At 60.7% G+C, this 11,071-nt stretch carries 9 protein-coding genes, 1 tRNA gene and 1 pseudogene; 4 read left to right on the top strand and 7 right to left on the bottom strand.

The window, feature by feature from the left end:
- Positions 1 to 90: 90 nt before the first annotated feature.
- Positions 91 to 1,125, bottom strand: coding sequence for a substrate-binding domain-containing protein (locus ACN9MO_RS00725; RefSeq protein ID WP_058323607.1), 1,035 nt, complete (start codon positions 1,123 to 1,125; stop codon positions 91 to 93).
- A gap of 195 nt (positions 1,126 to 1,320) precedes the next feature.
- Positions 1,321 to 2,589, bottom strand: coding sequence for a phosphate regulon sensor histidine kinase PhoR (gene phoR / locus ACN9MO_RS00720; RefSeq protein ID WP_093232296.1), 1,269 nt, complete (start codon positions 2,587 to 2,589; stop codon positions 1,321 to 1,323).
- Between the two features lie 232 nt (positions 2,590 to 2,821).
- On the opposite strand from phoR, the gene ppk2 reads away from it, so the two are divergent.
- Positions 2,822 to 3,718: a polyphosphate kinase 2 gene (gene ppk2, locus ACN9MO_RS00715; RefSeq protein WP_058329129.1), complete on the top strand. Its 897-nt coding sequence runs from the start codon at positions 2,822 to 2,824 to the stop codon at positions 3,716 to 3,718.
- 101 nt (positions 3,719 to 3,819) lie between these two features.
- Here ppk2 and ACN9MO_RS00710 read toward each other — a convergent pair whose 3' ends face one another.
- The gene (locus tag ACN9MO_RS00710) at positions 3,820 to 5,031 is read right to left on the bottom strand and encodes a biotin transporter BioY (protein ID WP_110877929.1); all 1,212 of its coding nucleotides are present in this window, start codon (positions 5,029 to 5,031) and stop codon (positions 3,820 to 3,822) included.
- A 341-nt stretch (positions 5,032 to 5,372) separates the two neighbouring features.
- Between ACN9MO_RS00710 and ACN9MO_RS00705 the strand changes: the two genes are divergently transcribed.
- Complete coding sequence (locus tag ACN9MO_RS00705) at positions 5,373 to 6,383, top strand: NAD(P)H-dependent flavin oxidoreductase (protein ID WP_057248095.1); 1,011 nt, start codon at positions 5,373 to 5,375, stop codon at positions 6,381 to 6,383.
- 76 nt (positions 6,384 to 6,459) lie between these two features.
- A tRNA-Thr gene (locus tag ACN9MO_RS00700) sits at positions 6,460 to 6,535 on the top strand.
- 122 nt (positions 6,536 to 6,657) lie between these two features.
- On the opposite strand, the gene ACN9MO_RS00695 is transcribed toward ACN9MO_RS00700, so the two are convergent.
- The 3 genes from ACN9MO_RS00695 to ACN9MO_RS00685 all read right to left on the bottom strand — a co-directional run bounded on the left by ACN9MO_RS00695 (position 6,658) and on the right by ACN9MO_RS00685 (position 9,586).
- A complete protein-coding gene (locus tag ACN9MO_RS00695) occupies positions 6,658 to 7,329 on the bottom strand; it encodes a VOC family protein (protein WP_113479949.1) in 672 nt (223 codons plus the stop codon).
- A gap of 197 nt (positions 7,330 to 7,526) precedes the next feature.
- Complete coding sequence (locus tag ACN9MO_RS00690; RefSeq protein ID WP_113132082.1) at positions 7,527 to 8,960, bottom strand: DUF1254 domain-containing protein; 1,434 nt, start codon at positions 8,958 to 8,960, stop codon at positions 7,527 to 7,529.
- Positions 8,961 to 9,124: 164 nt separating this feature from the next.
- The gene (locus ACN9MO_RS00685; protein ID WP_425987132.1) at positions 9,125 to 9,586 is read right to left on the bottom strand and encodes a hypothetical protein; all 462 of its coding nucleotides are present in this window, start codon (positions 9,584 to 9,586) and stop codon (positions 9,125 to 9,127) included.
- 203 nt (positions 9,587 to 9,789) lie between these two features.
- Here ACN9MO_RS00685 and ACN9MO_RS00680 point away from each other — a divergent pair, with 203 nt between their 5' ends.
- Positions 9,790 to 10,800, top strand: coding sequence for an AraC family transcriptional regulator (locus ACN9MO_RS00680; protein WP_113132080.1), 1,011 nt, complete (start codon positions 9,790 to 9,792; stop codon positions 10,798 to 10,800).
- A gap of 64 nt (positions 10,801 to 10,864) precedes the next feature.
- Here the strand turns inward: ACN9MO_RS00680 and ACN9MO_RS00675 are convergent.
- Positions 10,865 to 11,071, bottom strand: a pseudogene (locus tag ACN9MO_RS00675) (DUF2721 domain-containing protein); the annotation flags it as partial.

Genomic DNA, 11,071 nt, shown 5'->3' with positions numbered 1-11,071 from the left:
GTCTCCCCGGTATCGCCCGTCATGGGCCGCCGGCAAATCGAATGAAGGCATGCCCCGGCGCGAAGGATATCGCGCCGGGGCTTGTCGTTATCAGAGCATGTTGCCGGCTGCGAAAGCCTTGCGGATTTCTTCGCGTTCGGCGTCCGGAGCAGCAACCAGGCCGTACTCGGCGAGCGGGCTGTCCGGGCCGATCATCTGGTCGTTGATGAAGAACTCAACATATTCCTTGAGGCCCGGGATAACGCCGAGGTGTGCCTTCTTGACGTAGAAGAACAGCGGGCGGGAAACCGGGTACTCGCCGGAAGCGATCGTTTCGGTCGACGGTACGATGCCGTTGACGGTCGCGACCTTCAGCTTGTCGGCGTTGTTTTCGTAGAACGACAGGCCAAAGACGCCGATGCCGTTCTTGTTGGCAGCGATACGGGCGAGCGTCTCGGTGTAGTCGCCGTCGATGTCGACAGCCATGCCGTCCTTGCGGACCGCGACGCACTTGCTGTGCTGCTGCTTTTCATCGGCAACGGCAGCCTTGATGACGTCAACGGCGCCGGCGTTCTTGCAGCCTGCAGCCAGGATCTTCTCTTCGAAGACTTCGCGGGTGCCGTGCTTTTCGCCCGGGATGAAGGCGGCGATTTCAACTTCCGGAAGGGCGGAGTTGACTTCCGACCACTTCTTGTAAGGGTTGGCAACGAGCTTGCCGTCGACGACGACTTCAGCAGCGAGAGCCTTGTAGAGGTCTTCCGGCTTCAGGGCGAGGTCGGCATTGCCGGCGTCGGTCGCGAAGACGATACCGTCATAGCCGATCTTGACTTCCTGGATTTCGGTCACGCCAGCGGCCTTGCAGGCCTCGACTTCGCTGTCCTTGATCTTGCGCGAGGAGTTGGCGACGTCGATGGTGTCCGGGCCGACACCCTTGCAGAATTCCTTCAGGCCGGCCGAGGAGCCGCCAGATTCAACGACCGGGGTCTTGAAGTCGGGGAAGGTCTCGCCGAACGTCTCGGCTACGATCTTGGCGTAGGGAAGAACGGTCGAGGAGCCAGCGACCTGAACCTGGTCACGGGCGGCGGCTGCGCCGGCAAATGCGGCTGACGCTACCAGCGCCGCGACAGTGAGTTTAAGAGCTTTCATAAAAGTTCTCCCGGAATGGGCTTGTGTTGGTGTGCGCCAAGCGTTGCAGCGCTCTTCGCCGTCTTATCGGCTGCCCCTAGTTAGCTGCCGATGGCCACACCTTTTATGTCAGTTTGACGAAACATTTATGACAGCTCATGTCATTGAAAATGCTAAGGGAAAATGAACGGTCCCGGGTTTTCCCGCGCCAATATGTCAGAACCGGACCGTAAAAGTCGTACCTTTGCCGATCTCAGAATGGATCAGCAGCCGGGCACGGTGCCGAGTGAGGATGTGCTTGACGATGGCAAGGCCCAATCCGGTGCCCTTTTTCGAGCGGCTCGCCTCGACATTGACCCGATAAAAACGCTCGGTAATGCGCGGGACATGCTCGGCGGGGATGCCCGGCCCATAGTCCTTCACGATCACCTCGGCCTGTGCGCCTTCTTCGCCGCCACGCAAGGTTATGTCGACCTTCTTGCCCTCCTGGCCGTACTTGCAGGCATTCTCGATCAGGTTCTCGAAGACTTCGATGAGTTCGTCGCGATCGCCCTGTACGATGACGGGCTTGTCCGGCACCACGAGAGAGACAGTGACGTCGAGGTCCTTCGCCAGCGGCAGGAGGCTGTCGCGGACATGGCCGAGCAAGGGCGCAAGGTCCACCGGATCGTCTGGCGCGATATGCGAGCGCAACTCCAGCCGCGAGAGCGACAGGAGGTCGTCGACGAGGCGGCTCATGCGCGTGACTTGCTCATGCATGATACCGAAGAATTTTTCCTGCGCCTTCAAGTCGTTGCGCGCGGGCCCCTGGAGGGTCTCGATGAAACCGCGCAGCGATGCCAGCGGCGTGCGCAGCTCATGGCTGGCATTGGCCACGAAATCCGAACGCATGCGGTCGATACGGCGCGCCTGCGAGATATCGCGAAAGGTGATCAGGAAGATGCGGGGCGTTCGTCCCTCGCCGCCGATTTCGGCGGGTGCCACGCGCACGACATAGACGGCATCCGACGGCAGGCGCTCGGTATGCTCGATCTGGTTGGCCTTGCCGGTCGCCATCGTCTCGCGGATCATGTCGAGAACACCGGGCGAACGCACCCGGGCGGCCAGGTAAGTGTTCGGCGGAATGGTGCCGAAGGCTTTCTCCGCGGCGATGTTCTGGAAAACCACCGTCTCATCGGCGGCGACGACCAACACCGGCATGTCGAGCGCATTCAGCGCCGGCACCAGCGGATCGCTGGTCGGGCCATCGACGGCCACAGCCTTGGCCGGGCTCAAGATCACCGAGGCCGGCGCACTGCGGTTGAGCAGCGCCGCAACCAGAACGATCCAGAAGGGAAGCACGATAAGGAAATGGATGCCGGCAAAGGTCGCAAGGATCGCCAAAAGCAGGGTGAGGCCCAGCAGCCAGCGCTCAGCCTTCAGCCGCGGCACCAGGTCCCGCCAGAACGCTTTCGAACCGTCCACCTCGACATCCTCATGAATCACTTTGTCTTCCTCCCGGACCAAAATGATCGAGGAATAGCGATCCTTCATGACATGATTTTCACGACCGGCTTGAATCCGCAATGCAATTGTGGCCTCCTCCAAGGAAATCGGGCCTTGAGCACCGCGACTTTTCGGCGCTGCTTGGAGCTGCAGAAGTTTGAAAACGCGCATGATCCTGCCGATGATCGAAGCCGGTTTTCGGGCCCGTGCGCCAAGCCGAAAGGGCGAGCATATGGCGTTAGCGGAGACGACGGAAAAGGCGGAAAGCCGCGCAGTGGAGCTGCAGATCGACGGCAAGAGCCGCGTCTTCGACATCGACAATCCCGAGTTGCCGAAGTGGATCGACGACGCAGCGTTTTCGTCCGATGACTATCCCTACAAGAAGAAGCTCGACGAGGAAGAATATCTCGAGACGCTGGAGAAGCTTCAGATCGAGCTCGTCAAGGTTCAGCTCTGGCAGCAGAAAACCGGAAAACGCATCATCGCGCTGTTCGAGGGCCGCGACGCCGCCGGCAAGGGCGGCGCGATCCATGCGACCATGGGCAACCTGAACCCACGCTGGGCGCGCATCGTGGCGCTGACGAAGCCGACAGAGACCGAGCGCGGGCAATGGTATTTTCAGCGCTATGTCGCGACCATGCCGACGGCTGGGGAATTCGTGCTGTTCGACCGCTCCTGGTACAACCGCGCAGGCGTCGAGCCGGTCATGGGCTTCTGCACGCCCGAGCAGCACAAGCAGTTCCTGAAGCAGGCGCCTCGCTTCGAAAAAATGATCGTGCACGAGGATATCCAGTTCTTCAAATTCTGGATCAACATCGGCCGCGAGATGCAGCTCAAGCGCTTCCACGATCGCTGCCACGATCCGCTGAAGATCTGGAAGCTGTCGCCGATGGACATCGCCGCCCTCAACAAGTGGGACGACTACACGGCAAAGCGCAACGAGATGCTGAAGGCAACACACACGGAACACGCACCCTGGACCGTGGTGCGCGGCAACGACAAGCGACGCGCGCGCCTCAATCTCATCCGCCACATCCTCTCCACGCTCGACTATGACGGCAAGGACAAGAGCGCGATCGGTGAGGTCGACGACAAGATTGTCGGGTCCGGCCCGGGCTTTCTGAAGTAGCGCCCATACGACAGCGGCCGAAGGAGACGGCCGCGCCAGAGGGCGGCCAACGCGGTCAATTGGGGTCAGAGGCTCGAGGACGAAGAGGCCTCGTGCGGGACTTACTGGCCCGGAAGGACGCGTATGGCGTAGAGGGTGAGGCCCTTGCCCTCGCCGCTGATATCGCTGTTGATCACGATCCGGCCGGCGGAGTTCGGCGCAAGGCTGCGATCGAAGGTGATCTTGAACAGCATGTCGAGCCGCTCGTCATGCACCGTGAAGCGATGACGGCCGCATTCGCCGAGCGAAGAGAAATTGCACTCGACGGCAAACTCGGTCGTCTTGCCTGGCTGGGCCTGCACCGTCAGCGCCATGGTCGAGGTTTTGCCGGACAGCTGCGCCAGGACCGTTGCCGGGATTTCGATGGTGATGTCGCCTTCCGTTTCGGCAACCGAGGAAGTCAACTGGATGCGCTTGCCACCGTCGTCATCCACCGGCTCGGCCTTGGCGCGTGAGCCCGCCACGACCGCGGCAGTGTTTTCAGGCGCAAAGACTTCCACCCAGTCACCGGTGAAGCCCTGCTGGGCGCCGAGCGTTTGCAGACCGGCAGCGCCGTCGAAATCTTCCGATGCCACCGATGCCGGCGGGTTGGCGACGTTGGTGTCGCGTTCGGCCGCGGATTTCAGAAGATCATTGGTCTGCACCCACCAGGCGGCAGCACCTGCGGCTGCGGCAAGGGTGACGACCACCATGGTGAAGGACAGGAAGCGGCTGCGCTTGCGGCGGCGCTTTCGATCGGTATCTCCACGAACCTCGGGCGCGGCGGCGGCTTCCGCGCTCTTTGCAGCAGTATCCGCTGCCGCACGCGTCGAGACGACCGGACCATCACGGTCGGCCCGAAGGCCGCCGAGACTGCCGTCATTCGCCGCGGGACGGGACGCATCGGCGGCAAAGCCAGGCTCGCGGCGGTCCGCCGCCGGCGACTGCGCTTGGGCCTGAGGCCGGGATTGCGCTTGGGATTGCGGCTCGATACGCGCCTGCTCCGGGCCACGTGCGCGGACGTTATCATCGACACTGACGACGGGAGGTGTGGCAACGGGAGGCGCCGGTTGCCGAGCCCTGAGGGCGGCACGCTCCTCCGTTTCGATCGCATGGATCACCGCCTCCAGCCGATGGCGCTGCTGGGCGATGACGTTGACGTCCTCAATTCCCTGTTTCTGCAGCCCGGCTTCCAGCGCCTGGCGGGCCGACTGGTAGATGCGCGCGCGCGTTTCCGCGCTGGCGCGGTCGGAGCGCTCAAGCGCATTTCTGATCGCAGTCTCAAGTCCGCTCACATCAAGTCCTCTGTGTAGGCAGGGCTTTGGGCCTGCCGGCGCGCTCTAGCTGATCGGTACCCCTCGATCTTTCTCCAAGGGCCTAACGGTTAAATCTGGAGGCACGCCGTTGGTTTTGTTAACAATTGCGTAACCGCTGCTTTCGGAATCCGCAAGTCCGGCGGCCCGGTCGACCGGCCAAGCCCGGGGAAAACGCGACAACTTCGCAGGCACAATGCAGGATAAGCCGGCGTCGCCGGCGCGAAAACCACCTCTTTGCAAGCGATGAACTTGCTGCTATCTGTTTTGACGTTTACGCAAACGTCAAAGTTTAACGCGCCAATCGAGGGATGGAGAAACCGATGCCGCTTCCGCCAATTCTTTCCGGAACGACGAGACTGCCGGTCGTCGGCGCGCCCCTGTTCATCATCTCCAATCCGCAGTTGACGATTGCACAGTGCAAGGCCGGCGTGATCGGCGCCTTCCCAGCACTCAATGCTCGTCCGCATTCGCAGCTCGACGAATGGCTTGCCGAGATCACCGAGACGCTCGCCGATCACGACGCCAAGAACCCGGGCCGGCGCGCCGCGCCCTTCGCCGTCAACCAGATCGTGCACAAGTCCAACGCGCGCCTCGAACAGGACCTGATGCTCTGCATCAAATACAAGGTTCCGGTAGTCATTTCCTCGCTTGGCGCCGTGCCCGAGGTCAACGCCGCGATCCATTCCTACGGCGGCATCGTGCTGCATGACATCATCAACAACCGCCACGCCAATTCGGCGATCCGCAAGGGCGCCGATGGCCTGATCGCCGTTGCTGCCGGCGCTGGCGGTCATGCCGGCACGCTTTCGCCGTTTGCGCTCATCCAAGAAATCCGCTCCTGGTTCGATGGCCCGCTGCTTCTTTCCGGCGCGATCGCCACCGGCGGCGCCATCCTGGCCGCCCAGGCGATGGGTGCCGACATGGCCTATATCGGCTCGCCGTTCATCGCGACGGAAGAGGCGCGCGCCACCGACGCCTACAAGCAGATGATCGTCGACAGCAACGCTGCCGACATCGTCTATTCCAATTATTTCACCGGCATTCACGGCAACTACCTGAAGCCCTCGATCGCTGCTGCCGGCATGGATCCGGACAATCTGCCGGAAGCAGATCCGTCGAAGATGGACTTTGGCGCCGCAACCGACAGCGCCAAGGCCTGGAAGGACATCTGGGGCTGCGGCCAGGGCATCGGCGCGGTCAGGGAAGTGACCTCCGTCGCCCGTCTCGTCGACCGGCTCGAGCGCGAATACGATGCGGCACGTACCCGCCTTGGCCTGAACGCCATGCCCGTCGCGGCCACCAACAAGGAATTTTCAAGTTCTCGAAACTGATGGCTTGAAATCTTGGCGCTTTGCGTTTATCAGCGCCTCACATTCGTTCCGCGGTCTTCCGCGGAACCGCCTCCGGGCCGCTTTAGCTCAGTCGGTAGAGCACATCATTCGTAATGATGGGGTCACGTGTTCGAGTCACGTAAGCGGCACCATTCTTCTCCGGAAATCAAATCGAACTCCATTCAGCAGCCTGGTGCGGTGGCTCCCAAGTCTGCGTTTCGGCGCTTTCGCTTGCGGCAAGGCGACCGTTTGCAGGTCGCGACGGAGAACGGCGCTATGCCGCGTGGATCTTCCAACCATTAGCCAGGTCCGACATGGCTCCAGGCGCACACACGCCGCCCAACCAAATTTCCAAACCCTTGGCGCTCGGCAATTGGCGCTTTTCCGGGAACCATAACCGCTTTGTATCCACGGCAATAAGCACCCCTTCATCATTCCCTATGGCGGCAAAGCCGGGAGAGGCCGGTCCGAGCGTTGCGACCCCGAACGTCCGGGCGGCCTCGGCAACGACACTCCCGACGTCTTCGGTCGGAAGTCCGACCTCGCTGAGGCAGGATAAATCAGCGCCGCTGAACGGCCGCTTTCCAGTCGGGCGGATTAGCCTCCGGCGGCCGATCAATTCCAGCACCGAGCTATCGGGACCATCGAAGTAGATGGATTTTGACTGCCAATGCCCCTCAAGAACGAAGCACTCTCCGCTATCCGGTTCCCGTTGGAGAGGCGTACGTTCCTTCAGCCATTCTATTGCGGCATCGAACCGATCATAGGGCACATTGAAAGCCAGGTGCACGCCGTGTGGTGCATCTCCAACGGCCGAGACCAGCCGGATTTCGCTCCATCCCACTTGGATGGAATTCCCGGCTGTCGGCAGTTTCAGCACATCGCGAAAGAAGGCTACGCTCTTCGAGACATCCGATGCAGGGAGTGTCAGTTTATTTATGCGCATGAAATCCGATCCCGACGACGCAATTAGCTTTTCGAGCTCCTTGTTACGACCTCAACATAAGTTGAGGTCAAGAAGCTCGCGATACCAATTCACCGCTGCCGGCGCCGTGTGCGCAAATGCCGGCCGTCGCCAACTGTCCTCCGGGCACGATGGCCGCGAGGGGCACTGGCACCGGCCGCGCATCAGCTTGGTCGGGATTATTGCGCCACTTTGACGCCCGGCGGCTGCCAGGTGCCCTGGCCCGCCGGCAAGATCGAAGGTGGCGTAGGCTTCGGCCAATATAGGCGCATCACGAGATAGATTTTGTCGTCCGGCGCCGGAAGCCAATTGGACTCCTTGTCCGCACCGGGGCTGTCTTTTTGGATGTACAGCGTCAGCGAGCCGTCCGCCCCCTTTTTCATCGCCGGCAACATCGGAGAGTTGATGAGGTAGCGATTGATCGGATTCTTGACCAAGAGCTGGCTCTTGCCGTCGTACATCGTAACGGACCAAAACGCATTCACTGGCGGCAACTGATCGGGTGCGAAGGTGATCGTGTAGTTGTGCTTGCTGGCGTCGAGCGGCTCACCGGTAGCGTCCGTTCGGGTATAGGGATACATGGCTTCCACGGCATCGTTGCCATAGAGACCGCCCTTGGCGGCGCCTGCCCGCATCAACCAATCGCCGTTGTAGAAGGCCTCGTCGCCAAAGAACGAGCCGATGTTCCAGCCGTTGATGTCCTTGTTTCCGCTGGCCAGCCATTTGTCGACTTTGTCATTTCCTTGCTTCATGGCCACCAGGAATTCGGCTTTGTGTTCGAGCGATAGCTCCTTGAACTCGAAGGTCTTGCCGGGGCCGATACCAATCTTGGCAAGTTTCACACGAACCGCCTTGTCCCTTGGCGTCTCAGGGACGAACTGCAGGGCCGCGTCGAGATACTGGAAGAAGTTATCCTTGATCCCGGCAGTGGTGGCAGGAAGGAACTCGATCTTGGGCGCGGCAAGCGGGGCGGGTTGTCGAAGGAAAGCGGAAAGCGGCTGCGCCTTGTAGCCGGCCTGAATTTTCTCGACGTTCGGCATGTCGTCGGGGTGGAAGAGCTGGGTACGGAAAGCCGCGAACGTGAACGGCGTCGTCGATCGGAAGACCTGCTTGATTCCGGGGGGCGTTTCCCCTTTCCAATCGGGGCCGACCACCAGATAGTCGCCCGGCTCGGTCCCCGTGGCGCGCGTGCCGATGTAGCCGAAATTGTAGGTGTTGCCGTCGATCAGCTGGACCGAGTAGTAGCGGTCCTTTTCGACCGTCGGCACAGAGATGACCATCGGTTCGGCGCGCAAATCCAGCCAGAGAATCGAGTAAGGCGTGTCGCTGTTCGGCGTGATGATTGCCGTGTCCGCCGGGGTGGCGACATGGTGCATGTTGTAAATTTCGTTGAACGGTGCCTTGAACTGCCCCGAGTTTCTGTCTACGGCATACTCCTGCATGACAGCATAGTTCATCACGAGCGGCAGGCCATAGATGAAGCCTTCCTCGGCAATGTCCTTGGCCTCGATGATGCCGGGATAGCTCTGCGCCATCAGCAGGCTTGGCCTCGCAATCGCGGCGCTAGCGGCGATCACCGCGGTGGATCGAAGTAGATCTCTCTTCGTCAGCATTTACCGTACTCCTCTATTGTTCGATGAGTTATCGAAACGGCGCGAGCTGTGGGCAGCTGCGGAACCCTGGACGCAATTGTGCTGTTCGTTGGCTGTTGGTGAGGTATTCGCAAGAGCTGTGCGGGCTGCAGTCGGGATCGCACCGACGCGCAATCCGGCAGGTACTAATACAGAAATGCCCGCCGGTAGCCGCGCCTGGCCACGCCTGCATAAGAGAGCGGCGTGAACGGCATGCCGATGATGTCGATGAACAAAGAGACCTCGGAGCCCTTCTCCGGCATTTCGCCACCGACCACCTTGACCGTGTAAGTCAAGTTATTGTCGTTCAGCTCCGGATTCTCCAGGACGACGACAACCTGTCGGAGCTTGTTCCCTTCGAGGATCGACAGGTCGGCATTCGGCGGATCGGAAAGGAAGCTGTCCTTGCCCTTGCTCCAGAACGGCAAGAAAGCGGTCGTGGCCATGTTCCCGGCAATGCGCTCCGGACGGTCAGAGAAAAACAACGTGGCGCCGCCAATACCTTCGAGCGTCAGCTTGCTCGTCGCCTTGTCGAACTTCATAGCGCTTGCGGTTTGAACGAACAGGAAGTCGGCCGCTTCATCGGTCGCCTGCGCCAGTCGCGGCATGAACGGCACTGTCGTCGCCGCGACAGCTGTGGCTGCTAGCAGTAGGTTCCGTCTGGTTGTCATAGTCGTACCCCTCCCATAGGTCGCAAGACGTTCAGATCTCTACTTGTGCTACTCACACGTTTTACGGCACTAAACAGTATTCGCAATACAAAACCACTCATTTTGCGCCACGGCTGTCTTATTTCTGGAGTGTTGCACGCATGGCTGAGATCCCGGTCATCTCCAACCGCATCCTGTCTGGTATGCCGGCCTTCATACGCCGTGAAATGGGGCAAAAGGCGCTGCTGCAGGCCAATCGGGCTATCGGCTTCGATCTCGAATTGACCGAGGGAGAGAACTGCTTCATCCCGCACGCGGCGGTAATCGGCTTCGTCGAGGCGGCCGCGCGCACAGCCGGTGAGGCCAACTTCGGAACTCTGATCACGCCGATGATGAACATCGTCAACTATGGCAGCTTCGGACACTACGTGCTTGGCGCCGACACCTTGGGGCAGGCCATCGAGCACAGCATCGCTGGCCTTCGTTTTCACAGTACGGTTGATAGGATGTCAGTCGCAGTGGTTGGCGACGAGGTACGGTACAGCTATGTGTTCGCTTTGGCCGGCCACTCTGGATATGCCAGTATTGTCTGTGCCGCCGCGGGCGTCCTGCTCAGCCTCTTCAAGGCTTATCTGCCCTCTGACTGGCGACCGCTGCGCGTCGAGCTTGACACCGACAGGCCGCGCCAGACGGGCCTATTTGAAGACGTCTTCCAGTGTCCGGTTCTCTTCAACGCACCCGCGACAAGCATCGTCATGGATCGCCACCTTCTTTCCGCTGCTCCGAGGGCCGCTTCGTGGCCAATTGTCACCATCGAGGATGTGGCGCGAGACCGGCAAGGCGGCGCTCCACGGGATCTGCTCGAGGTCATCGTGGAGCAGGTGCGGGTCCAAGTTCTCACCGGCAGCGTGTCGATCGATAGTGCCGCGCAAACATTGGACACCAGCGTCCGGACGCTGCAACGTGAACTGAATCGGGCTGGCACCGATTTTCGCGGGTTGGCGAACGCGGCAAGGGTTCAGCGAGCCATTGAACTGCTGCGGCATACGAACGGCTCGATCACGCGCGTCTCGGCGGAGCTAGGATATTCCTCCCCAGCCAATTTTGCCCGGGCATTCCGAAAGGCAACCGGCAACGGACCGCGGGAATTTCGCTCGAATATCTCGCCGTGAAGGTACGGCCGTTGGCCGTTCGGCAGCGTGAACGGCTGCCAAGGTGAGAAGTATTTGGTCAGTCTTACTCCATGGGAACTCGGTCCATTCGTATCTGCCGCAACAGGTTTCGTCCCGCGATCAGCAATTCAAACAGGAATGCGACAAGCGATCCAATGAGCGAGACTATGGCACCACCGAAAAACCAGAAGAGATTCTCCTGGCGCAGCCCGATGGCAAGAGCGCCAGCAAGGAGATTTAGGATTGCGCCGCCCGTGCAAATGCCGGCCAT

It is taken from the genome of Ensifer sp. R-19, assembly GCF_049905105.1.
GTDB lineage: Bacteria > Pseudomonadota > Alphaproteobacteria > Rhizobiales > Rhizobiaceae > Ensifer.
This window is presented reverse-complemented; position numbering and strand designations above follow the sequence as displayed.

What these genes read in the sequence shown, in the direction of transcription:
- ACN9MO_RS00690 (WP_113132082.1), bottom strand. Translation starts at nt 8,960, where the DNA reads ATGCTGACGAAGAGAGATCTACTTCGATCCACCGCGGTGATCGCCGCT.
- ACN9MO_RS00695 (WP_113479949.1), bottom strand. Translation starts at nt 7,329, where the DNA reads ATGCGCATAAATAAACTGACACTCCCTGCATCGGATGTCTCGAAGAGC.
- ACN9MO_RS00680 (WP_113132080.1), top strand. Translation starts at nt 9,790, where the DNA reads ATGGCTGAGATCCCGGTCATCTCCAACCGCATCCTGTCTGGTATGCCG.
- ACN9MO_RS00685 (WP_425987132.1), bottom strand. Translation starts at nt 9,586, where the DNA reads ATGCCGCGACTGGCGCAGGCGACCGATGAAGCGGCCGACTTCCTGTTC.
- ACN9MO_RS00725 (WP_058323607.1), bottom strand. Translation starts at nt 1,125, where the DNA reads ATGAAAGCTCTTAAACTCACTGTCGCGGCGCTGGTAGCGTCAGCCGCA.
- ppk2 (WP_058329129.1), top strand. Translation starts at nt 2,822, where the DNA reads ATGGCGTTAGCGGAGACGACGGAAAAGGCGGAAAGCCGCGCAGTGGAG.
- ACN9MO_RS00705 (WP_057248095.1), top strand. Translation starts at nt 5,373, where the DNA reads ATGCCGCTTCCGCCAATTCTTTCCGGAACGACGAGACTGCCGGTCGTC.